This window comes from Streptomyces sp. NPDC044061 (genome assembly GCF_056434305.1).
The window spans coordinates 81,239-103,731 of the sequence record NZ_JBWKFL010000026.1 but is presented as its reverse complement, the minus strand read 5'-3'; the positions used below and the strand labels follow the sequence as shown (position 1 = coordinate 103,731).

Here is a 22,493-nt window from a genome sequence, read left to right as displayed (position 1 = left end):
GGCGGTCCGAGGTCCTGACGCCCCGCCGCCCGGGAGCGTGGCGGGGCGTTGACGGGGAGGCTATGCGGTCTTGCAGTACGCGCCGATGGCGGCGTTGATCTGCTTGGCCTCGGCCGGGCTCACGGTGTGCGTGCTGTTGCTGAACCGGGCCTGCGCGACGTCGTCGACCTTGGGCGACTTGCCGTTGATGGCGGAGCACTGGTTACGGGTGTTGTCGATGGCCTTGTCAGGGTCGGCGACCAGGGCGGGGTTCACCTTGCGCAGTGCGCCCAGCAGGTCGGTTCGGGCCTGGCCGGTGGGGGCGGCCGGGATGCCGGCGGCGGCGAGCGGGTCGGACGCCTTGGACGCGGTGGGCGAGGCCTTGGGCGCGGTGGCCGAGGGGGTCGGCGTCTTGGCGGGCTTGGTGCTGCTGTCGTCGCTGCTGCCGCACGCGGTGAGCGTGGCGGCCAGGGCGAGGGCGGCGAGCGTAGTCATGGTGGCGCGGTTCATTTGGTCCCCACAGTGGTGCTGATAGTTCGCGTAGTGCGACTCGCGAGGAGGCCAGATGGTTGCACGGTACATGCGCACGCCCGTCGGGGGGTTGGCTTGGGGTTTTCCGTCAGGGAAGGCCCTCGGACTTGCCAACCTCGCCGCGCGGCCCGACGGCCTGACTCGCAGGGTCGGCCAACCACCTCGCATGAGAGGCCCGGGCGCAGCGGGTGAAGGCCCGGCCTCCTGCCATCATGAGCAGGAATAGGACGTAGAACGGCACCACCCGGGCCACGTCCGCCAGGCTGTCGCCGAGCTTATCTGGAGACCCCTACGAGGCGGCTTCCGAGGAGCGGATGTGGGCGGCCAGCTCGTCGTACAGGTACCAGTCCGTCTCCGCGAGCCCCTGCACCCGCTTGACGAACTCCGCCCACGCCGCGAGGCCGTGAAGCTGGGGGGCCTTCGTCCAGAAGAGCGCCGCGAACTCGGGCATCTTCGCTGCGGCCCGGCACTCCTGGTTCTCAGCCCAGGCAGTCAGGATGCCCTCCAGCTGCTCCGGCTGGATGAAGCCGGCGAGCGGGATCACCACGCTCTCGGCGAAGTGTTCAGCGGTGCGGTAGCTGCCGGCCGCGGCCAGGATATCCGCCACGACGTCGGTGAAGTAGGCGGAGGGATTCGTCGCGATGACGTCGGCCTGCTGGTACGGCCCGAACTCGGCGAACTTGCTGGCCAGGGCAGGTATGCGAGCCCGGATGGCGTCGCTCCCGGCCAACGCGATCACGTCGATCACCCAGCGGGCCTCCGTGCTGGCGGACGGGTACTGGACCTGGTCGACGTAGGTGCCGATCTGCTGGCACACCGCCGCGTCGAGCGCGTCGGTGAAGACGTCGAACTCGCCCAGGCGCGCAAGACCCTTCAGCTGCCGGTCGATGGGAAGCTCGTTGAACTTGGCCATGGTTTTGGTGACAGCCTCCCGCACGGCGTCGCGGTCGTGCTGGGCGAACGCAATCAGGCAGAGAGCGTGCCGGTCTGCGGCCATGCTCGCGGGGATGCTGCTGGTCTCAGGCACCGGCAGTTCGAGCATCGCGTGCTTGGCCGCGATGGCAACGATCTGCTTCCAGGCGCTGGACTTCACCCGCTTGGCGAACATCTGCACCAGGTAGTCGGCATGGCCGACGAAGGAGGGGTCGTCCACGTGGGCGATGTACCAGTCGAACGCTTTGCGCCCCTGGGTGGGCGGGTGCACCAGCAGGGCATCCAGCGCGGCCACGAGGTGGGCCCGCGCGTAGTCGCCGGTCGGGGCGAAGACGTCACCGAGCGAACGGAGGGAGGGGTGTGCGCAGAGGTTGCGGTCCTCCTTTAGGCGCAACAGTTGCCGGTGCTCGATCCCGTCGATCAGCTCCAGATCAAGCGCGTCCTCCAGAAGCTTCTTCTCCACGTCCTCCACGATCTTGATCGCTGCGCCGTCGAGCTTTCCCCGGGCCTGGTTAAGCTTCGCGACGATCTCGGCGGCCTTGCCGTCGCCGTCCTCGGCGAGCTGGTAGAGCTTGTGGATGATGTCGGTGCAGACGGCCGTCCAGGTCGCCACGATGGCGGCCCTGGGGGTACCGGTGCTGTGGCAGCGAAAGGCGTCGTCGACCAGCGGTCGGACCTCTTGGTGCCAGACACGGGCAATTCGTTCTTCGAGGCTCTGCACCAACTGCTCGCTGTTCTGTGAGGGCCCGCGCGGTGCGGGCTGGCCCGGCGGCCGGCCGGGGCGGAGTTGCCGTCTTCCTATGTACCAGTTCGCTAGGCCGTCGCGGTCGGTGCCGACGTCCTCGCTCTCTTATGGGGAACTCAGGCCAGCCCGCGACGATGGCAGCGAATCATGCCCCCACCAGTCGGCCCCCTGTACCGCTACCTGGGCAGCCGCGCGATGTCATCGGCGGTCTCCGGGCCGGCCAGGGCGGGCTTGCGGATCGCCGGTCTGATGTGTGCGGGTGGCCGCTGCTCTGCTACAGGTCGTCGCGCCATGAGTGGTCCTGCTGGAGGAGCGTTGTTCCTGTGGCTTCTTGGGCGAGCCGGTTCCCAGTGATGAGGATGTTGGCCGCTGAGTGGCGGAGGGATTCGGGCAGCCAGGAGACGCGTCGTTCGGCGGCAAGGGGGTCGACTCGTTTCGGGGCTGGTCCTTGGATGTTTTGCCTGAGGAGGAGCCGGTAGAGGCCGCGGGCGGGCCGGATGGGCGGGAGTTTTGATGCTGTGCCTGATGCGTTGGCTCGCTGGGGGATGGTGAGGCCGTCATCGTCGAGATCGCCGTAGTAGGCGATGTCCGTCACGCCTTTGAGGTTGGCGATGCGGGTGACGGAAGCCTCGAAGGCGTGGCCGCCACCGAAGGCCACGTAGCCGACGCGCCCGGGGTCTTGGGTGAGCAGGGTGCTGACGGTTGTGAAGGTGTCGCTGTTCTCGATCACCAGGACGGTGCCGCCGTCCCCAAGGTGTTCATAGGCCAGGGGTGGTGGGATCCGCTCGGTGAACAGGGTGGTCAGGGTGAGGCGTCCGGGAGCGAACAGCGTGGTGGTGGTGAGTGCGTCGAGGCGCTTTTCGTCTCCGAAGATTTCCAGGGAGCGTTCGCGCATGGGGATCACGGCCCTCCGGTGGGTGTCCCCGTCGGTGTCGCGCAGCCAGCGGTTGATCGTCTTGAGGGTCTCGGTCTGGGCGGTGGTCAGTTTGAGGGTGCTTGCCCAGGAGAGCTCCCGGCGCCACATGAGGGGTGCCATGCGTGTTGTTCTGGGCTCTGTGGCCTTGGGTGGAGCGGGGAGACGAAGCCAGCGTGGCAGTGGGGGCTGTGTGTTGTCCCATCCGTCATGTGTGCGCGGCAGTTCGATCAGGTGGTGATCGGCGAGTTCGTCGAGCAGGGCGGACAGGACGGGGCGGCTTTGGGTGGTGCCGGCTGTCTCGGGGCAGGCCTGGGTGAAGGCGTCGAGAATCGTGGCCTGTTCGACGCGGCGTTCCGACCTCGAGGTCAGGGTGACGGCCAGGCAGGCTGCTGAGGGGGTCAGCGGTTGCTGTTCGGGCTTCGTGTCGTCTCGGTTGGTGCTCACTGGTCGGTGGCAATCTGGCCGTGGTGGTCTTCCTGCCCTGCGTCGCTGTTGTCAAGCGGGGCATGAGCGGCGCGTGGCTTCACCAGCAGTCGTGCGGCGTGGACTTGGCCGGTGGCGCCGAATTCGTCCGGCGTTGCTTCGTGTGCGATGTGATCGGTGACGTGCAGGTGGCGTGTTCCGGTGCGTTGATCGGTGTCGTTGCGCAGCCGGATACACAGGGGGAACGTGGCCAGCACGCGGTCTTCCATGTTCCCAGTGGTGTAGATGAGTTGGACGCCGAGTGCGGAGGCCATGTTCATTTGCAGGCTCAGCAAGTAGTCGGCGTTCGCTTTGCCGATTGGGTTGTCCAGAACCAGCATTCCGCCCAGGCGGCTGGTGGCTCGGGCTCCGGTCCGTGTGCTGGCGCGGAGTGCGGCAAGGGTGCAGTACAGCATGATCGCGCCGGTGAGTTCCTGGCCGCCGGAGAACACTTTGCTCATGTCGCTGATGGATGCGTATTCGGCGCGGCCGGCGGCGTCGGGCTTGAGGATCTCCACCTTGAAGTCGCGTGGGACCGCGGCGCCGACGCACCGCATTACCAGGTCGCGGCCGGGCAGGTGGGGCTGGGTGCGGGCGTTCTCGTCGAGGGTCTCGGCGATCCGTACGGCCAGGATCTGCGGTTCCGGCGTGCTGAAGCCGATCTTCAGGATTCTCTGTTTGGCCCATGCCCCAGCGCCTTCGGGCAGGCGGGAGAGCCGCTCAGCCTTTTCCAGCAGCGCCAGTGCGTGGTTGGTGTGATGTTTGAGCTGGTCGATCAGCAGGTTGCGGTGGCGTTCGGAGTCTTCCAGGTCGGTCATCAAGCTTGCGGCTCGGCCTGTGAGTTCAATCGACCACTGGCCGGCGCGCTCGATCAGCGACGTGGTGTCGATCTCTGTGAGTTGCTGGTAGATCGGCGCCTTGAGATTGGCGAACCGGTTCTGGTTGGCCGCTTCGCGAAACTGCGCGACGGCTTCGTTGACGGCCTGGTCTGCGTCGTGCAGTTGGTCGGTTGCGGTGCTGTGGGTCTGTATTGCCTCGTCGGCGGCCTGCTGTGCTTCGTCGGCGGTCCCGGTGAACGGGGCGGCGCCGGGTGGTAGTTCCAGCCTGCGGGTGGCGGTGGTGAGGCTACGGTGGACGACGGTCATCTCGCGTGCTGCGGCTTCGCTGGTGCGGAGCTTGCGTTCGGTGGCGCCTTGGGTCTCTGCGGCTGTCTTGAGCAGGGCTTCTGCGTCCTGCAGCGCGGAGGCTGCCCGTTCGGTGAGCTGCGCTCCTTCGGCGGGGTTTGAGGGGGCCCAGTCGGCATCGAGTCTGGTCCAGGGCTGCCCACTGGGCTGACCGGCGCGTGTTGCGTCTGCTTCCAGTTGTCCGCTGTGCTTGCTCAGATGGCGGTACTGATCCTCCAGGCTGCGCACGGTGCGGCCAAGTCGCCGTTTCGTGGACTCGATGGTTTCGGCGCTGCCAGCTTCTGCGGACGCTGCCAGTGCTTTGGCCCGGGTCACGACCTCGGCCGGTTCACTGCGCAGTTCGGCATCCCGGTCGGTTGTTTCCTTCTGTGCCTCCTCTACGCGCCGACGTAGGTCCTCGCCGACTTCCACGGCACGGAAGCCCTCCGCCGCTTGGTGGTAGGTGATCTCCAGTGCGGCCAAATCGTGTTCACCGGGATCGAGGGTGAGGGGTTGGTTTCCGTAGACGACCTTGTCCAGCCGGGCGGCGTAGGCGGCGGCGTCACGGCGGAGCGACTCGGCTTGCACCGCGTATTCGGTGGCCTGGTCGCGCAGTCGGTCGGCTGCTTCGTTCAGTTCCTGGGCTGCGGCACGGTGTGCTTCGGCCTCGGTTTGAAGTGTTGCGATCTCTGCGCGGTTTGTTTCGGCGTCGGCAGCCTCTTGGGCGAGCAGTTTGAAGGAGTCGGCGGTGCGGGCGGTCTCCAGGGCGGCTTGTTCGGCGTCCTGGACGGTGGTGGTGTGCGCGGCCAGGTTGTTGGCGGCTTGCAGGCAGGCGTCGCGGGCGGAGTCGAGGGCGTCCTTGGCGTCGGTGGCCGCGGCTGATTGAGTGTTCGCGAAGGAGCGGAGTCGTTCGATGTGTCCCGCCGGGTGGTCGCGCAACCAGTGGGTGAGCTGTCCTTCCATCTGGAAGGCTGCGGCATGTCGTTCGGCACATTCGTTCAGGGCTCGGCGGCGTTCTTCGATCCGTGCTGCGGCCTGTTCGCGCAGCTGGGCGGCGGCCCGGGGATCGTGTAGGGCGGGGGTCGGCTCCACGACGAATCCGTTGCTCGGCTGGGGCGGTTGTGCTTCCAGTGGTTCGCGCGTGGAGACGAGTACGGCCGCGGCCGGCAGTTGCGGCATCTGTGTGAGCAGGGTCCGCGCCCGCTGCAGGGTTTCCTGGTCGGGCACCACGATGCCGTCGACCAGTGCAGGGTGGGCTTGGATGGATGCGGCGTGCAGGCGGGGGTTTACCAGCTGTTCCAGAGCCCTCCAGCCCGCGGTCGCAGTGATCCTGTGCTCGGCCAGTAGCTCGAGCAGGTCCTCGACGGCCTGGCGCGGCGGCATGAGGGCCTCGTCCTCTACGGTGAGGGCTTCGATCAGCCGCTGGTCCGCCCGGTCGTCGGCGCGCAGTGCGTCCAGCTGCTGGCCGGCCGATGCTTGCGCCGCGGCGGCCAGGTTGCGCAGCCAGGACGCGTTGTCTTCCAGCCATTGCGCGGGGTCGCCGCCGGGTACGTCCTCGTCATGGTCGAGTTCGGCGAGTTCACGCAACAGCGTCTGGGCGGCAAGTTCTGCCGCGGCACGCCGGGTGTCCTCGACCGCCCGTGTGGCGGTCTCCCTCGCCTGCCGGGCCTTGACCTCAGGCTCGATCAGCTGATTCGCGGCCTTGTCGAGCCAGCGGGTTTCTTGCTCGAGCCTCTGGTGCTCCTCGCGTTCCCGCGTCGCCTGGATCTTGCTGTCGGTGGCCCGGGCACGCAGGCGGGCGTCGGCCTCGGCCACGGATTCGTCTTCGGCGATCAGGCCAGATCGCCGGGCATCCGCAAGACGAGAGTCCACGCGTTCGATGTGTTGGCCAACGAGTTCGGCTCGGACGGTGCGTGCGGTGGCCTGTTGCTCTCTCTCGGCCGCGCCGCGTTGCGCGTCGGCTGCCTCTGTCTTGCTGTGGGCGCTCTTACGATCCAGGCGGTCGGCTTTTTCCGAGCACTGCTGTCTGCTGTGGTGCAGGGCCCCGGCGAACCGGGCACCTGCCTGGTCGCGGCGGAGCCGGGCAGCTCCCGCAGCCTGTTCGGCATCGTCCAGCAGCTCGCTGGCGACCCGGTACTTCTCGTATGCGGTGGCGGCTTTCAACACCGTGGGGACGACGGCCCAGGCGGCCAGTTCACTGCGTTCCTTGGCAAGTTGCTCTTCTGCCTGGACGGCCTGGGAGTGGGCCGCGTCGCGACGCAGCACCAGGGTCTGGCGTCGCACCTCTTTGTAGAGCAGGTCGGCCTTGTCGCGGGTCTGTTGCTGTTGTGCGGCGTTCTCCTTCGCCATAGCGGAGTCATCACGCAGTGCGCGCAGTTCCTCGTCCGCGTGCTGGACGGATGTGCCCACCTGGGCCGCGAGTTGTGCCAGCGCCTTCGAGGCTAGGTGGGCCTTTTCGGCTGCCGTCCTCTGCTCGGTACGCCGGCGGGCCAGGTGTTCAGCGGCTGTGGCCGTGGCGGTGGAGAAGTCGCGGTCCAGCAAGAGTTGCCCGCGTCGGCCGATGTTTTTGGCATAGGCGCCGAAGGCGTCACCCAGTTCGCTGAAGTCCTCGGCGTCCATCGCCTTGCTCAGCAGCCACTGCGTGAACTGCCGGCCGGTGGTGGTCTTGAACGCCTCGGCCGCGTCTCCCTCATCGATGTTCATCGCCTGCTGGACTGCGAACAAGTCCGGCTCCAGGCCGAGCCGCCGCAGGTGTTTCTCCCACTCCCCCTGCCGTTTTTCGATCTCCAGGCGGAGTGTTTTGTCACTGGAGTCCAGCCGTCTGAGCGCGTCCTGGTAGGCGTTCATCCGCAACCGGCGCCCGCTCTCGGCAAAGGGCAGCGTGGCCAGGGTCGTCTCGGCGTTGGGGCTGAGCGAGTAGAACGTCCGCTCCACGGTGCCGTCCGTGGCCGGGGTCAGTACCTGTCCGGTCACCAGCGTTTCACCGGTGCGGGCATGAACCCATTCCAGGACCACGTGGGAGGGAGCTGCCGCGGACACCACGTACGCGCGCAGTGCCTCACGGCCTTTGCGGGACTGCCGCTCGGGCAGCACCGTGGACAGCAGCATCCGGATCAGCACGGATTTCCCGCCGCCGTTCTCCAGCACGAGCAGTGTCGCCGGTGCGGGGCGCCGGAAGATCTGGCCGGCCGCTGGGATGAGAGTGCTGATGGGGATCGGTGAGCCGCCCTCGGACAGGTCCAGCAGGACGTCGCCGTAACGGGCTCCGGTCGGGCCGATGTTGTATAGGCGGATGCGGTTCAGCTCGTACATGGCCGGATCAGTCTCCTGGCTCTGCTGCGGTCAGGGGCGTTGCGGGGGCGGCGTCGGGTTGTGGGCTGCTGAAGGCGGGTCGGCCATCCGGTCCCACGGTGATCCCGAGCTCGGCCAACTGGCCGAGCATCTGCTGTCCGGCCAGCTCCCGTACCTGGATCTGGTAGCGGGCCGTGGTGGTGTAGGTTCCGCCGTTCTCCTTGCCCGCGCGCCGCAGCATTCCGTTGTCGGCGAGGTATTCGGCGACCCGCTTGATGAGGGCGTGCCTGCTTTTGGAGTGGGCGCGGTCATCTCCCGTGGAGGAGACAGGGTTGCGTCGCTGGTAGTAGCGCCACAGCTGGATCAGGTCCGGATGATCAGCGGGAACTCCGTCGTCGGTGCCGGCTTCGGCGGCTTGGCGTTCCAGTTCCTTGGTGGCCTGCTCGACCATCACGTCGACGTGGCGGACGGTGACGCGGCCGACGTGGGCTGGGTCGTCCAGATCTTCGGGGCGGTAGTAGGCGAGCGCGGCGATGGCCAAGTGGGCCAGTGCCGCGATCGGCCGGTCGGCGGGTTTGCTGATGTGGTCGGTGACGCTGACCGCGAACTGGGTTTCGGCGGTCGCCCCGAGCACCAGTCCGGCCCGTGAGTCGACGGCGATCACCGTCAGGTCGAAGCCGCGTGCGGCGGCGTGCAGGAGCTGGGCGAACTCCTGGTCGGTGCGGCAGCGGTATACCAGCGCGGCGTACTCGGCGTTGCGGCGGGGTGTCAGTCCGGGTTGGAACCCGAAGGCGAGCAGCCGGCTGACGGCGGCCGTGTCATTGGTGTTGTTCACGCCGCGCCCTCCTCGAGGCCGTTGTCGGTCGGCAAGGCAGAGGCTGCCGGGCTTTGGACGACGAGGAGGTCGTGACCGGCGAACCGGTCGTCATCCAGTTCGCGGTCGTCGGCCAGGGCTGCCAGCACTGTGCCGCGCTCGGGGTCGTGGCGCGGGGCGCCGAACAGGCCCAGCACGTGCAGGGCCAGCAGATGGTCGAGGTTGTCCCGTCCAGCCGATGTGCCGTGCTGGCGTGCTGAGTTCAAAATCTCGGACAGGCGGATGCCGTTGGTGTCGGTGCGTTTCAGCAATGAGGCGACGGCCGTGTACTGCTCGTCGGAGAAGGTGGCGGTGTCTTCTGCATCGCCGAATTCGGGTTCGATGATCAGGCTGTCGTCGCCCTCCGGTTCGGCCGACGGCGTCATCAGTCCGGTGATCAGGTCCGGGAGGTAGATGATCGCCGGGCGGTGCGGCGGGGTCGCCGCCGTCGCAAACGTGCCGAGCAGCGGAATCGCCTGCCGTACCGGCAGTTGCAGGACCGGTTCAAGCAGTTGGCGTTCGAGGTCGACGTGGGCCCGGCTGGGGGGCGGCACGAAGCTCTGACGTTCTTGTTCGGCGCGGAACCGTTCGCCTACTTCCTGGAGGTTCGCCTGCAGGGAGGCGTGTCTGCGCAGGCACTCCTCGAGGATTGCGATCAACTCGGCGGCCTGGGCCGGGGTGGTGTCTTCAGTGCTGTTTTCCATCATCCGGACCAGGTTGTCCTTGATGATGTTTTCGGCGTTGATGCGGTCCTCAATGTGTTCCAGCGCTTCGGCCTGCATTCGCTGTACGTCACGGACCCAGTCCACCGAGCGGATGTCCCGGCGCATGCCTTCCAGCCGGGTGCGGATGTGCTCGGTGTATTGCACGGTGCGGCGGAGCGCCATCTCCGCGGCGCGGTGGGCGTCGGTCAGCCGTCCTCGTCGTACCAAGGCTTCGAGCTTGGCGTCGGCGGCGACCTGTTCAGAGGCGATGTCGAGGTCCACCGCGCCGACGAGCACCGCGATCGCTTCGTTGGAGGCACGCAGGCGTGGCCGTCCGTCGGGTCCTGGAACCTCGCGCAGCAGCTTGAAGGAGAAGGTATGCGCGGTGTAGGTGCTGCGCGAGACGATTCCGTAACGGTGGCTGAAGTCGCGGTCGACGGTGCCGACGTTCAGCAGGCTGTCGAGGACCCAGCGGGCCACGGCGGTATGTTCGTCGCGGTCGCGTTGCGGCATCTGCAGCCCTGCGACGCGTGCCACGGCGGCCACGATGTCCTCGTGTCGTGCACCGTCGTCGAAGTCCATCTTCAGTGTGACGGTGTCGATGGCAGTGAGCGCCAGTTCCTCCATCTGGTAGCCGGTCCACTCGTGTGAAGCGAGCAGGGGCTTGCGGCGTTCCAGGTCGAGGACCGGGTCGGCGACCGCGAGTGCCTTCACACGGGTTGCCAGTCCCAGCGTGTCGCGGCCGTGAAGTCCCGCTTCAGACATCCAGTTTCCTCCCCGCCCCAGGAACTACCGATGACGTGATCAAGATGAGGGTGGCCCCTCGGTGTGCCTGCGGGCCAGGGGGCCTTGCGTCGTTCCCGGATCCGCCCCGGCCCGTCGGCGCCACTATTGCGCCAGCAGGCCGCTGGCCAGGTCGGCTTGCACGAGGTCGTCGCGTTCGGCCGGGGTCAGCCAGCGTGTGCTGGACCCGGTGGCGCCGCGCTCCACCCACAGCACCTCGTCGACGGCCTCGGCAACGGCGTGCAGATGGCTGATCACCATGACGAGGCGGTCGCCGCCGGCGCGTGCGCGCAGTACCTCCAGGGCCGCATCCAGTGCAGCCGCATCGAGTGCGGCGAAACCTTCATCGAGGAACAGGGAGCCCAGGCTCGAGCCGCTGCGGGAGTGCAGTTCGGCTAGTGCCAGCGCCAGAGCGAGTGAGGCCTGGAACTTCTCCCCGCCGGATAGCCGGTTCGGCGGGTGGATGACCCCGGAGGTGCGGCTGATGATGTCGAAGCTGTCGGCGAAGCCGAATCGGCCGTCGGTCATCTGGCCGAGCAGTTCGCTGGCGACGTCGCGCAGCGCGCGGGTGCGCAGCATCGTGAGGTGGCCCAGGAACTTGGCGTCGACCAGTTCACGGCGCAGCACCTCCAGCGCCTCGGACCGGGCGCGGCCGGCGGTGATGGCGAAGTCCAGGTCGGCGGCCGGCTTGATCATGTCCTGTGCGCTCTGTTGCTTCTGACGCTGTTCCTTCGCCTCCAGGTCCGCCTGTGTGGCGGCCTTGACGAGGGGGTGCAGGGCGTCGGCTGCCGTCAGGTCGGCGGCGGGGTCGAAGCCGTCGACGTCGGCGAGCTTGGCCGTCTGGCCGCGCAGACTCGCCGTCGCGGCCGCTGCTCGCTGGGCGGACGCGTCGGCGCGCTTGGCGAGCCGGCCGTCCAACGCCGCGGTGGCCGTGGCCAGCTCGACGGCGAACCGGCGGGTGGCGCAGATAAGGGGCGCGGCAGGGGTCTGGGGAACGGGGCACACATCGGCTGCGTCGAGGTGCGTGACTGCGTCGGTGACGGTTTGTGCCCAGGCATCTAGTTTGCCGCGCAGCTCATTCAGCGGGCGGTCCACACGGGTGCGGTCCTCCTCGTCGAGGGCGTGCTGCCGGCCGAGCACGGCAGACTTCATCTGCCGTGCTGTCTCCCGCTGGTCGAACAGGTCTTGGAGTGCGGCCCGCCGAGCGGTCACGGCGTCGAGCGCGGTCGACGCCGCGTCGTCGGTCACCTCGATCGCATCGCCGGGCAGTGTGGCCCGGATCCGCGGGGGCAGCGCGGTCAGGGCGCGGGTGATCTTGCCCTTGGCGCGGGTGTGTGCGGTGAGGGCAGTCTGCTGGTCGCCTACGGCGCGTTGGTAGGAGTTCTTGCGTTCTGTGAGCGTCGCACGCTCCGTGTCGATCAGGGCAGTGCGGCGGTGCACGTCGGTCTGCAGATGCTCGGCATGATCTTCGGCTGCCTGTTCGCATGCGGTGATCGCTTCAGTGATCGGTGCAGCGTCCCGATCGAGGAGCTCCTCGCGGTGGTCGGCTTCGTTGTCGGGGATGGTCTGGGCGACGGTGATGGCGATCAGCGTCGCCGATACCGTCTCGCTGTCGAAGTCGTGACCTGCGGTGGTCGTGGTCGCGAGATCGCTGAAGGCGCGCTCTGCCTTTGCCGTGGCTTCGCGCGCGGCTTGCTGTGCCGTGCGATGGTCCGTGTCCCGGTCGCGGATGGCGGTTTCGGCCGCTGTCACGGCGGCGCGGGCCTGGGCGAGTTGTTCGGCGGCGGCCCTCTGTGTCCTAATTGCCTGGGTGAGTGCGGTTCTTGCGTCCGCCAGCTCGGCGGAATCGGTCCCGGATGCCGGTTCGAAGCCGTCCGGGACTTGTTGGCGGCAGACGGGGCAGTCGTCGCCGTCGTGCAGTTCAGCGGCGATCGCGGCGGCTTGGTCGCGTTGTTGCAGCGTGTCCACGCGCATCTGGATGGCAGCGAGGTTCTCTTCTGCTGCGTCATGTTCCTCTTGTTTTTCACGGCAGGTGTCTTGAGCGGCTTGGTACCGGCTCGCCGCGGTGGTCTGCCCGCGGACGGCGTCGACGAGGCGGCCGGCTGCTGCGAGGGCCGCGGTCAATTGGGTGCGGGCATGGGCGGCCTTCTGGCGCACGCGCTTAGCCGTTTGGGCGGCGGCACACGCCTGCTGCGCCAACGGATCTATCCGGGCGGTGCGTTCGGTGAGTTCAGCCTCGGCGCGGGTGATGGCCTCGCCTACGCTTGCGAGTTGTTCGCTCTGCTGGGCAAGCCGGTCGCGTTCGCCTCGGAGCTCTTCGGCGTCCGCTGCGAGGGATTCGAGAACCACCGCAGCTTTGCTGAGGACGTCTTGGCCTTCACCTTCCGCGTCCGCTGCGGCGATCGCGTCCGTCAGGCTGCTTTCCTGCTCTCCAGCACGTCTGGCCTCAAGCTTCAGGGCCTCGCGTCGTGCGGCGATGTCGGCGGCGACCCGTTCGAGGGCCTCGAGGGTGGGGCCCGCGTCGGCCACAGCGCGCGTGGAGAGCGTGTGCGCGGCGGCGGTGGCCCCCTCAGTGGCAGCTTGGGCCGTGGCTACTTCACTCTGCAACTGGGTGATGCGGCCGATGGCCTCCTTCAGGCGTTCGGCGCGGGCTTCAGCCTGCTCTGCGGCCGCGCCGGCTTCTTCGGCGGTCTGCTCGGGGGCATCCGGCATGGACGCGCGCTTGGCCTCGGCGCCCGCCAGGAGGCCCTTGAGCGTCTCACGCTGGCGCGCCGCCACCCGCTGGATGGACTCCAGCGACTCGGCACCGAACAGTTCCCGCAGCAGCTTGCCGCGCTCCTTGGGGGCCGCGATGAGGAGCTGGTCGAACTTGCCCTGCGGAAGCAGCCCCACGCGCAGGAACGTCTCGTAACTCATCTGCAGCTCCGCTTTGAGGCGGGCGTCGACGGCACCAGCGTTGTCTGCCTCCTCGCCGGTGTCGAGGTTCTTCAGATGGTGCCGGCCGGCGTTCGCGTTGGTGGCATGCATGGTGCGGTGGACGTGCCAGCGTTGTCCCTCGTGCAGGAAGGTGAGGTCGACACTCATGGCCTTTGCGCCGTCCGCGATGAGCTGCCCCGGGCTGTTGCCGTTCCAGGAACTCTTGCGGAACAAGGCATAGGTAATGCCGTCGAGCAGGCTGCTTTTGCCGGCTCCGGTGTCACCGAGGATGCCGACTAGGCCCCGGCCGGTGAAGTCGACCGTGACCTGGCTGGGGTAGCTGCGGAATCCGTTGAGGGTGAGCGTCAGGGGCTTCATCGCGTCGTCTCCGCTGCAGTGGTGTCGGTGCCGGACAGCAGGCCTGAGCGGTCGAAGCTGTCGAGAGGGCGGCCCTCGATAGCCGCGGTCAGCAGGGTCTCCTCGCAGCACGGTGCCGGGTCGTCCAGGTCGGGTTCGGCTTGCAGATGTGCGAGGGCTGTCATGGCACGGTCCAGGGCCAGGCCGGTGGTTCCGCGGCCGGGCAGCCAGTCGCGCAGCAGCTCTTCGATGCCGGGCAGTTCGGTGTCGGTGGAGGTCTGCCGCTGCTCCGGCACGCCCCCGATGGCCCCGGCGCGGCGTTCGTCGACGGCGACGAGTGTTGCCCGCGGCAGCATCTTGGCCAGTGTGTCCGGCAGGAACGGGTCGGAGACCTCGACGTTCACCACCGCCTTCACCCAGGCGTCGTTGACCCGGCCGGCGCGTTGCGCGATTTCCTCCAGGGTGCCCTCCAGGCGGACTAGGCGGCGGCCGGAGGCCAGGGGAACGAGTTCGATGCGGGGCATGCCGGTCGGGCCGACCTCGGCCAGGACCACGCTCTTGGTGTCGCCGCTCTCGCCGAAGTCCATCTGCAGGGGGCTGCCGGCGTAGTGGGCCGGGTATCCGGCGCGCTGGACGCGCTGCGGCTTGTGAATGTGGCCGAGAGCGCCGTAGGCGACGTCGGGCAGGTCGGCGGCGGCCGTCGCATAGTCTTCGGCGATGGAGATTTTCCGCTCCGAGTAGGAGGGAAGGGCCCCTTCGACGAACAGGTGGGCGGCGAAGACCAGGACATCCCGGGCGCCGCGCCCTGCGGCGAGGCGGCGGTAGACGTCGGCCTGGACGCTGCGCAGCTGCTCGGCGTAGGTCGCGGTCGTCAGGGCGGGGTCGGTGAAGTCGTAGGCGAACCGGTTTGGGTGCAGGTACGGCAGCGCGCCGATGCGCAGGGTCAATTCCCCGTCCTGGGCGGGGTAGTCGGCCACCAGCAGCCCGCCGGGCCGGGCGTCGGTGGCGAAGCGAACCCGGGCCTGTTGGCCTTCGCCGACGCTCATGCCGTTCAGGATGAACTCCAGGAAGGCCAGGACGTTGCGGGTGTCGTGGTTGCCAGCGACGACGACCACAGGGGCGATCACGCCGAGGCGGCGCAGCGCCTGCGCCGCGCGGCGCAGGTCGTCCAGGCCGGGCCGGGAGGTGTCGAACAGGTCACCGCTGTGCACGATCAGGTCGGGGGCGAAGTCACGGGCGATGTCGATGATTTCGTCCAGGACGGCGTCGAACTCGCTGTCGCGGCGATGGCGTCCGATCTGGCGGCCCAGGTGCCAGTCGGAAGTGTGGAATACGCGTCCCGTCACGAGGGTGCCTCCAGGAGAACGGCCTGCGTGCCGACGCGAATGCGCCTTCACTGCCGGGGAGTTGGTGGCGCCGACTGTACACGGAATCTCAGGAAAAAGTCTGGAGAACTCTGGATCTCTGGTAGCGTCTGCGCCATGAGTGATCCGCTGGACGCCCTGGAGAAGAGCATCGCCAACCTGCGCCGCGCGATCCGCGACGCATCCGCCGCCGGTGACGCCGAGCGAGCCGGCGAGCTGCGCATGCAGCTCCGCCGCGCTGAGCGGGCCTGGGACGCCCTTATAGACGGCGCCGAACCGGTGACCACACCGCCCCGCCTCGCGCCAGATGCGGCCCCGGCCGCCCGGGGGGCGCAACTCCCGGCGCGCGAACACGTCCACCGGGCCCTGATGCTGCTCGGCACCCCGGCCGCCCCCAAACTGATCGTCGGCGTGCATGAGGCGTTCTTCCCCGGCGAACTGTCCGCGTCCAAGCTGTCCAGCCTGCGCCGGGACGAGGAGCGCTCCTACCGCTCCAGCCCGGGCGCCCGGCCGTACTACCTGTGCTCGGCACTGGCGCACGACCTGCTGACACCGGTGCGGGCACTGCTCACCATCAGCACCTGGACGCTGGAGCAGCGCCTCATCGGCCCGCTGTCGCCGCGCGTCAACTTTCTCACCAGCGCGCTCCGCGTCGCCGAGGCGGTGCATGCCTCGGCCAAATCGAAGAGCGGACCCAGCCCAGCGGCCCTGCGGCTGCTGTGGCGCTTCGCCGTGAACATCCCCGACGCGATGCCGAAGAGTGCGTCCGGCCATGAGGGCGCGCTGGACCCGCAGCAGGTGATCGGCGCCGCTGAAGCCGAATTGGACGTGCACACCGACGCGGACCGCGCCGACCGGGCCGAGGCCGCACGGCGGGCCCGCAAGTCACTCCGGGACGACCAGCAGCTGTTCGGCGCCCCCCTGCAGGGCGTCACGCACCTGCGGGCCCGGGCCTGACTCTCCGCCCCTCAGCAGTTCCTTCTCCCCGCAAGGATCTACCAGACCGTGAAAGCAACAGTCGACGATCGCCTCGCCGCGCTGCGCGGATCCGCCGAGCCACAGGCCTACAACGCCCGGTCGCTGGCCGCCCTGGAGAACAATCCTCGCTGCACGCTGCGGGCCCTGCTGGATGCCTCCGGCTCCGACAAGGCTGCCATCGCCGCGCACGCCGGCCACCCCTCCCCGTTCGGTCAGTCCTCCTTCGCCCTCGCCCGCGGCAACGCCTTCGAGGCAATGGTGAAGGACAACGGCTGCGCAGAGCTCCTGCGCGTCCTGCGCGAGATCCTGGGGCTGACGCTGCCGGAGGTGGGCTACAAGGACCTGAACGATGTCGGCGGCGACGGCGCTCGCAAGACCCGCCGTGACCACACCGCACAGGTACTGCTGCAGGCCGCCCAAGGGGCGGGAGACGGCACCCTGTTCGACCATCCGATGCTTCATCTCCAGGTCGGCGGGAACGAGGCGTTCCTCGAACCGGACCTGGTGGCCTTTCGCATCGACGGCCGCTTCCACATTGTGGAGATCAAGAGCTTCCCGATCATCGACGGGCAGGCCGACCCCGCGCAGGTGCGGTCGGCGACCACGCAGGCGTGCGCCTACATCATCGCGCTGCGTGCCCTGCTCGCGCGGGCCGGCATCGACGAGCAGGCCGTCTCCGACACGGTCGTGCTGGTCGCGCCGAAGGATTTCACCAACCGCCCGACCGCGGCGTTCGTCGACGCCCGCAAGCAGGTGGCTGCCCTGACCCGTCAGCTGTCTCGCATCGCGCGCATCGGCGACCTGGTGGACCTGCTGCCCGAGGGACTCACCTTTGATCTCGCCCTGGACGCGGACGACCGCCCCCGGCGCCCGGCCGAGGAGCTGACCGATGCGCTGGAGCAGGTGCCCGCGACGTATCGTCCGGACTGCCTGAACCATTGCGAGATGGCGTTCTACTGCCGCTCCCGCGCCCGCGCGGAAGCCTCACTGGATGTACTCGGGCCGGTGGTGCGCGAGCAGTTCGGCGGTATCGACACCACGACCATGGTCCTGGGACTGGCGCGCGGACAGCTGACGCCGACCGGGGACCAGGCCGAGATGGCCGCGGCCCTGCGGCACGCCGCACGACTGCGCACCGAACTGGAAGACCTCGGGGGTGCGGCATGAGCATGCTGTCGGCGTTGGCGCACGTACAGGCGATGGAGTCGATGCGGGCGGTGCCCCGGACCGCGTTCCGACACCGCCGCCTGTCGGGTCGACCTCTGGTGATCATCCCGCTGGCCATGGCCGGAGAGGCCGGGGCGCCCCTGGCCGCGATGGTCGGCTCCGCCAAGAGGAACGGGACGCTGCTGGTCGTGGCGCAGCCCCGCAACCGGGACCAGAGGTTCGCGTTCGCCGCCGAGCTCGGCCGGATCGTGATGGACTACATCAACTCCTTCCGTCAGGACCGCCGCGGGGAAGGCGAGCGTTCCCGGTACACCAACGTGCCGCAGATTCTGGTCCCCAACCACGGCGGCATCAAAGCCCTGGCCGATCTGGGACGCATGTGCCGCTTCCGCGCGACGTCCGGTCCCCACGCGGTGCCGGACGTCGTACCGGAGTTCGGCATGTGGCTGACGTTCTTGGTCGACAGGGCCGAGCAGGCAGACACCTCCACACTGCTGCCCGTCACCGGGATGCTTGCCGAGCACTGGGCCACCGGCCAGAGCACGCTGGAGGACCAGAACCTCGCCTCCCTTATGGCCTGGATCGCTCCCCCGGCCGGGCTGAGCATCGAGCAGGCCATGGCCGACGCGGAGACCCCCGACGTGTGCCCCCCGGCGGGCCCGGCGACCTCCCCAGAATTCGACAATCGCGACCTGGCACCGGCAATCAAACGGTTCGACACAGCCCGCGCTCTCGGCGACCTGCCTGCGCTGGCCGCCGCCGAGTCCGACCTGCGAGAACTGATCGCAGGACAGATCCAGCCCACCTGGCGCATGACCTGGGAGGCCATATCGCTGCTGCGTTCCGTGCCCGAGGCACCACGAACCGACAGGCGCTTCGAGCGCGACTGCGCGGCCTTCACCAGCTACTCCGACTACCGGGATTCCGGCGGCCTTCCGCAGCGCAAGCGGGACACCGCGATCGGCGCGGCCCAGCGGCTGGACCGGCTGGAGCGCGCGCTGGCCGAATTCGAGTCCGACATGGCGTTCGACGACCCGTTCGTGCTGGCCGACCGGCGCAGCGCCGGGGAGGCATTCGCCGGGACGGTCATGGAGGCCGAACCCGGCCGGATGGTCACCACGGACAAGAACAGGCGGGTACCGCGGCCTCTCATCACCGTCCGCACCGACGATCCCGTGCGGTTGGCCGCCGACACCAAGCTGATCAGCCCGTCCATGCCGGCCGGTCACAAGGCCGTGATCGTCTCCTCCCACCGGGACGGCGACGCCACGCTGGTGATGGTCGAGATCACCGGTGGAATGGGGCGCGGCCGCGTCCCGAAGCCAGGCACCGTGCCGGAGCTGGATCAGCGCGTCGCCTACCTGCCCGACCCGGGGTGGCGTCCGGCGCCGCAGTTCCCGGCGTCCGATCACACTCCGTGGACCCACAGTGCCGCCGCTGAGGGGCCCGGCACCGACTCCGTCGTACCCGAGGACGCCGCCGCAGAGGAGTGGGGCAATGATGAATGACACCACCGCGACGTCCGACGCGGCCGCCGCCGCGTCTGCTGCCACCGAGGTGATCCTGGCCGACATGGCCGACGGGCGTCACCAGGCCGTCGTCGTCGACTCCCCGCCGGGCGCCGGCAAGAGCACTCTGGTGGTCCGCGCTGCCCAGGAGCTCACCGCAGGCGGTGAACGCCCGATCATCGTCGCCCAGACCAACAATCAGGTCGACGACCTGATCGAGCGTCTGGCCACGACGCATCCCGACATCGCCGTCGGCCGCCTGAGCGCCACCGGCTACATCGCGCCCCCAGCCCTGAGCGCCTTGGCGAGCACGACCGTCGGCCGCACCCTGGACGATCTGGCCGGTTGCCGGATCATCGTCGGCACCGCCGCCAAGTGGGCCACCGTCCGCGACGCCACGTTCGGCTGGGCGATCCTGGACGAGTCCTACCAGATGCGTTCGGACATGCTGCTGCAGATCGTCGAACGCTTCGACCGGGGCCTGTTCGTCGGCGACCCGGGTCAGCTGGATCCCTTCACGATCGTCGGCACCGAGCGCTGGATCGGCCTACCGCACGACCCGACGCAGAACGGCGTCAGCGTCATGCTCCAGCACAACCAGGACATCCCCGTGCGCCGGCTGCCGGTGTCCTGGCGCCTGCCGTCATCGGCCGCCCCCACCATCGCCCAGGCGTTCTACCCGTTCACCCACTTCACCGCCGGAACCGGCGACGACACCCGCGCCCTGGAGTTCCGCACCGCCGGGTTCGGCAACACCGACCTGGACGAGACCCTTGCGATGGCGTTCACCACCGGCTGGGCCCTGCACGAACTGCCGCGCCGTCATGTCCCGCGCACCGACACCGAGACCATCCAGACCGCCGCCGACCTCGCCGGCCGGCTGCTGGATCGCGGGGCGGTCGCCACCTGCGAGCGCCACCGCGGCGGCCGACCCCTGGACGCCGGTGACATCGCCATCGGCGTCGCCCACCGCGACCAGGCCGACCTTGTACGGGCCGCGCTCGCCCGGACCGGCAACCCGAGCGCGCCGGGCGTGGCGGTGGACACCGCGAACCGGCTGCAGGGCCGCGAGTTCGAGGTCGTCATCGTCGTACACCCGCTGTCCGGCCGCCGCGATGCCACCGCCTTCCACCTGGAGGCCGGGCGGCTGTGTGTACTCGCCTCCCGCCACCGGCAGGCATGCATCGTCGTTGCCCGCGAGGGCATCGCCGATCTCCTGGACAGCCACCCCTCGACCGACCCCGTGCACCTGTCCGTGCGGGCCAAATTCCCCGATGGCTGGGAAGCCAACCAGGTCATGCTGGACAAGCTCGCCCAGCACCGCGTCGCCGCATGACCCCCGAGAGCCCACTGGCGACGACGAGTCCCGTCCACCAGGGGTGATCGGTGATCATGCCCCCACGTCGTATGTGATCCACTGGCTGAAGTCTTCGGTAAGTCACTCCCAGATCATCTTGCCGACGACCAGCATCAGGAAGGTGTACAGCAGGAACTTCAGTGTGGGGTCCAAGGACCCGTCTTTGTCGAACACCACTCCCCCATGTCCTCGACGACGGGAGCTGAGTCGGATGCTGGTCATGCAGCCCGTTTGAACCAGCTGCTGCGCGAACGGGCGGGCAGTTTGAGGAGCTCGTGCAGTGCGCTCCCGTCCTCGGCCCAGCGCTGCAGTTTCTCTCGGTCGACCCAGTGGACGGTGTGCCGGTTTCCCCACGTAATTGCATCGCGGGTGAAGCGCCCGTTGGTCACGACCACCGCGTGGTCGGCTCTGTGTGCGGGGCCGGCCGTCCCTTTCACCCCGTACATCACTGCGGATCCGACCTTTCCTCCGACGCGTGTGTGCTTGGCCTGCACGACGATGCGCCCAAGAACGGGGTGATCGCCGATGGCGTCGGCGGCCTGGTCCCCTCCGCCGCCTACCCTTCGGGCCGTCCAGCCGTCTCGGACAAGCAGGTCCCTCAGCGCGCATTCGAAGCATCGGTCGTCCATGGTGTCGAACTCGGCGAGCGTGATCCGCAAAGCGGCCAGACGCGCGTGTTTCCGGCGTCGGCCCGTGACAGCTCGTCTGACCCGCCACAGGGCTGCAGCTCCCCCCAGCGTTGCGAGAGCCAGCAGTACCGGCCAGGCATCGATCAGTACGCCGGTCGTCACGGTGACCGTTCGGGCGGCCATTACCAGCACGGCCAGCGCCACAATGGCCGCTGATGCGCCCTCGACCGGCCCGCGGGGGCGCCGTAGGCGCCATCCTCGGCTCATCGGTCCGCTGGTGTACTGACTGCCGGGTGCGGTTCGGCCGGAGTGGGTGTCGCCGTGTCGAAGCCGAATACTTGTCCCCACAGCCAGGCTCCCGCCAGCAGGCCGGCGATCATCCATCCGCTCATCCGCTTGGCGCTCCTGGGCTTCGGGTTACGGCGGATGTGCCCACGCACCTGGTGGAACCCGTCCGGTACCTTCGCCATGCTTCCCCTCCCGTCGGCGGGACGCCGAGTGCGGCCCGTCTTCAAAAATCGGTGTAACAGCGGGCACTGACAGCGCCTGGCGCCAGCCTGACCAGGCACGGCACCATCCAGCCACCGCCACCCGATGGGAAAGGTCCGGTATGCAGCCGACAGCTTTCAGCGTCCTGACCTCGCTGTATGCCGGCTCGGATCCGCAAGACCGGAATCGGCCCGAACCTAGATCGTTCCCTGTGGCATGTATGTCGCAGAAGCTGTCACCTGCATGAACAGCCACTCTCGAAGTCAGCCGGTGCCCGCGCCGGAAACGGCGAGATACAGCGGGGCGCCACCCTCGTCCTGTCGTGCGCCGGAGCCGCCCCTTGGCCTCGACGACAACACCAGCGTCACATCGTGAGCTGCCTGACGCCGAGGCACCTACTGCCTCGGCGTCAGGCAGCGGCGGCGCCCGATCACCGGAGGGCAGCCACGAGCGCCTGGCGCGCTCCATGAGAAAAGACAGGTGCGTCGGGGTGCCGTTCGGAGGACGGGGCGCTGCTCGCGTTGGGGCGGCCTCAGCGCTCGCCCCCGACTTGCAGATCCACATACCGGCGCCAGCTCACGACAGGCCTAGACAGCGCGCCCCCGCTACCCGCCGCGGGAACCGCTGACCAACCTGTTTTCTGTTTCCGGCATACTCCGGTTGGCCGCCCTGGACATCCAAGGGCCGCTGCTGCGCTCGTGCATGGCGCTTGTGGGTCGCGACGTAATCACACCCGCGGCGGTGGCCTGCGGGTGGTGTGCGAGGTGGTGCCGGTGCCTGACGTCAGTCGGTGCGCGTCGACCGCGCCGACCAGGAGGTGACGGCGGAACCCTCAATGAGCCCATCACGCACGCGTTGCCGCGAGGAACCGTACGCTCGGCCCATGCGCGGGCCCACCGAGGGGGACACATGACCACGGAACCACTGAGTTTCGATGAGCAGGAAGAGCTCGTCGTGATGCTGTGCACCAGCATCGAAACGATGCCCGAGGACGAGTTCGAAGCGAACTACCAGAAGCTCGACCGGGACCACCAGTTCGAAGTCGACGAGTCCATCCGCGGGTTCGCTGACAACGCCGTCGGTGACGAAAACTGGGATCAGTAGTACTGATAGGCGCCGGAGGAGAACTGACCCTCCCTTACGCCTCCGGCGCCGTGACCTTCGTGTCGAAGCGCGCGGTCAGTTCGGCGGTCGCGGTGTCGAGCGCGGCATGCAGCTCGGGTACGAGAGCGAGGCCCGCGCGCACGAGTTCGGGCCTGCCCGTGTGCGGCAAGCGCTTAGTCTCGGGCCACCCCGGCGGTGGGACCAGAGCACGACAACCACCCTGACCGGGAGCCGCAGCGGTGCAAGGCCTCAACAGACCTTTGA

At 68.6% G+C, this 22,493-nt stretch carries 17 protein-coding genes; 5 read left to right on the top strand and 12 right to left on the bottom strand.

Translation table 11 applies throughout. The features are described 5' to 3' along the window. Positions 1-60: 60 nt before the first annotated feature. From AC07CM_RS34195 to AC07CM_RS34160, 8 genes are all read right to left on the bottom strand, one after another. Positions 61-474 carry a DUF732 domain-containing protein gene (locus tag AC07CM_RS34195; protein ID WP_478880365.1) on the bottom strand — a complete coding sequence of 138 codons (414 nt, stop codon included), beginning with the start codon at positions 472-474 and terminating at the stop codon, positions 61-63. A gap of 325 nt (positions 475-799) precedes the next feature. Further along, positions 800-2,056 (bottom strand): hypothetical protein, encoded by a 1,257-nt coding sequence (locus tag AC07CM_RS34190; protein ID WP_478880364.1) that lies wholly within the window; start codon positions 2,054-2,056, stop codon positions 800-802. 406 nt (positions 2,057-2,462) lie between these two features. Then, on the bottom strand, positions 2,463-3,548 hold the full coding sequence (locus AC07CM_RS34185) for a Wadjet anti-phage system protein JetD domain-containing protein (protein ID WP_478880363.1): 1,086 nt from the start codon (positions 3,546-3,548) through the stop codon (positions 2,463-2,465). Next, positions 3,545-8,041 carry a coiled-coil domain-containing protein gene (locus AC07CM_RS34180; RefSeq protein WP_478880362.1) on the bottom strand — a complete coding sequence of 1,499 codons (4,497 nt, stop codon included), beginning with the start codon at positions 8,039-8,041 and terminating at the stop codon, positions 3,545-3,547. The genes AC07CM_RS34185 and AC07CM_RS34180 overlap by 4 nt, the downstream gene beginning before the upstream one ends. A gap of 7 nt (positions 8,042-8,048) precedes the next feature. Then, positions 8,049-8,855 (bottom strand): hypothetical protein, encoded by an 807-nt coding sequence (locus AC07CM_RS34175; RefSeq protein ID WP_478880361.1) that lies wholly within the window; start codon positions 8,853-8,855, stop codon positions 8,049-8,051. Continuing rightward, entirely contained in the window at positions 8,852-10,342 is a 1,491-nt protein-coding gene (locus AC07CM_RS34170) for a hypothetical protein (RefSeq protein WP_478880360.1), read from the bottom strand. Before AC07CM_RS34170 ends, AC07CM_RS34175 begins: the two co-directional genes overlap by 4 nt. Before the next feature lie 123 nt (positions 10,343-10,465). Beyond that, positions 10,466-13,654, bottom strand: a complete 3,189-nt coding sequence (locus tag AC07CM_RS34165) for an AAA family ATPase (RefSeq protein ID WP_478880359.1) — start codon at positions 13,652-13,654, stop codon at positions 10,466-10,468. Further along, entirely contained in the window at positions 13,651-14,979 is a 1,329-nt protein-coding gene (locus tag AC07CM_RS34160) for a metallophosphoesterase family protein (RefSeq protein WP_478880358.1), read from the bottom strand. The genes AC07CM_RS34165 and AC07CM_RS34160 overlap by 4 nt, the downstream gene beginning before the upstream one ends. A gap of 135 nt (positions 14,980-15,114) precedes the next feature. Between AC07CM_RS34160 and AC07CM_RS34155 the strand changes: the two genes are divergently transcribed. Genes AC07CM_RS34155 through AC07CM_RS34140 form a run of 4 tightly spaced genes read left to right on the top strand, consistent with a single transcriptional unit; the run spans position 15,115 to position 19,986 of the window. Continuing rightward, positions 15,115-15,954 (top strand): hypothetical protein, encoded by an 840-nt coding sequence (locus tag AC07CM_RS34155; protein WP_478880357.1) that lies wholly within the window; start codon positions 15,115-15,117, stop codon positions 15,952-15,954. Positions 15,955-16,002: 48 nt separating this feature from the next. Further along, entirely contained in the window at positions 16,003-17,142 is a 1,140-nt protein-coding gene (locus AC07CM_RS34150) for a hypothetical protein (RefSeq protein WP_478880356.1), read from the top strand. Next, positions 17,139-18,650: a hypothetical protein gene (locus AC07CM_RS34145; protein WP_478880355.1), complete on the top strand. Its 1,512-nt coding sequence runs from the start codon at positions 17,139-17,141 to the stop codon at positions 18,648-18,650. The genes AC07CM_RS34150 and AC07CM_RS34145 overlap by 4 nt, the downstream gene beginning before the upstream one ends. Continuing rightward, positions 18,640-19,986: an AAA domain-containing protein gene (locus AC07CM_RS34140; RefSeq protein ID WP_478880354.1), complete on the top strand. Its 1,347-nt coding sequence runs from the start codon at positions 18,640-18,642 to the stop codon at positions 19,984-19,986. The genes AC07CM_RS34145 and AC07CM_RS34140 overlap by 11 nt, the downstream gene beginning before the upstream one ends. Positions 19,987-20,088: 102 nt before the next feature. On the opposite strand, the gene AC07CM_RS34135 is transcribed toward AC07CM_RS34140, so the two are convergent. The 3 genes from AC07CM_RS34135 to AC07CM_RS34125 are packed head-to-tail and all read right to left on the bottom strand — an operon-like array spanning position 20,089 to position 21,106. Then, positions 20,089-20,229, bottom strand: coding sequence for a hypothetical protein (locus AC07CM_RS34135; protein WP_478880353.1), 141 nt, complete (start codon positions 20,227-20,229; stop codon positions 20,089-20,091). Then, complete coding sequence (locus AC07CM_RS34130) at positions 20,226-20,903, bottom strand: restriction endonuclease (protein WP_478880352.1); 678 nt, start codon at positions 20,901-20,903, stop codon at positions 20,226-20,228. The genes AC07CM_RS34135 and AC07CM_RS34130 overlap by 4 nt, the downstream gene beginning before the upstream one ends. After that, positions 20,900-21,106, bottom strand: a complete 207-nt coding sequence (locus tag AC07CM_RS34125; protein ID WP_478880351.1) for a hypothetical protein — start codon at positions 21,104-21,106, stop codon at positions 20,900-20,902. Before AC07CM_RS34125 ends, AC07CM_RS34130 begins: the two co-directional genes overlap by 4 nt. Before the next feature lie 928 nt (positions 21,107-22,034). Here AC07CM_RS34125 and AC07CM_RS34120 point away from each other — a divergent pair. Beyond that, positions 22,035-22,229, top strand: coding sequence for a hypothetical protein (locus AC07CM_RS34120; RefSeq protein ID WP_478880350.1), 195 nt, complete (start codon positions 22,035-22,037; stop codon positions 22,227-22,229). Positions 22,230-22,263: 34 nt separating this feature from the next. Here AC07CM_RS34120 and AC07CM_RS34115 read toward each other — a convergent pair whose 3' ends face one another. Further along, positions 22,264-22,398: a hypothetical protein gene (locus tag AC07CM_RS34115; RefSeq protein WP_478880349.1), complete on the bottom strand. Its 135-nt coding sequence runs from the start codon at positions 22,396-22,398 to the stop codon at positions 22,264-22,266. Positions 22,399-22,493: the final 95 nt, after the last annotated feature.

Excerpts from the sequence above, each read along its gene's own strand:
- AC07CM_RS34195 (WP_478880365.1), bottom strand. The coding sequence starts at position 474 with ATGACTACGCTCGCCGCCCTCGCCCTGGCCGCCACGCTCACCGCGTGC.
- AC07CM_RS34180 (WP_478880362.1), bottom strand. The coding sequence starts at position 8,041 with ATGTACGAGCTGAACCGCATCCGCCTATACAACATCGGCCCGACCGGA.
- AC07CM_RS34170 (WP_478880360.1), bottom strand. The coding sequence starts at position 10,342 with ATGTCTGAAGCGGGACTTCACGGCCGCGACACGCTGGGACTGGCAACC.
- AC07CM_RS34165 (WP_478880359.1), bottom strand. The coding sequence starts at position 13,654 with ATGAAGCCCCTGACGCTCACCCTCAACGGATTCCGCAGCTACCCCAGC.
- AC07CM_RS34155 (WP_478880357.1), top strand. The coding sequence starts at position 15,115 with ATGAGTGATCCGCTGGACGCCCTGGAGAAGAGCATCGCCAACCTGCGC.
- AC07CM_RS34145 (WP_478880355.1), top strand. The coding sequence starts at position 17,139 with ATGAGCATGCTGTCGGCGTTGGCGCACGTACAGGCGATGGAGTCGATG.
- AC07CM_RS34140 (WP_478880354.1), top strand. The coding sequence starts at position 18,640 with ATGATGAATGACACCACCGCGACGTCCGACGCGGCCGCCGCCGCGTCT.
- AC07CM_RS34135 (WP_478880353.1), bottom strand. The coding sequence starts at position 20,229 with ATGACCAGCATCCGACTCAGCTCCCGTCGTCGAGGACATGGGGGAGTG.
- AC07CM_RS34130 (WP_478880352.1), bottom strand. The coding sequence starts at position 20,903 with ATGAGCCGAGGATGGCGCCTACGGCGCCCCCGCGGGCCGGTCGAGGGC.
- AC07CM_RS34125 (WP_478880351.1), bottom strand. The coding sequence starts at position 21,106 with ATGGCGAAGGTACCGGACGGGTTCCACCAGGTGCGTGGGCACATCCGC.
- AC07CM_RS34120 (WP_478880350.1), top strand. The coding sequence starts at position 22,035 with ATGACCACGGAACCACTGAGTTTCGATGAGCAGGAAGAGCTCGTCGTG.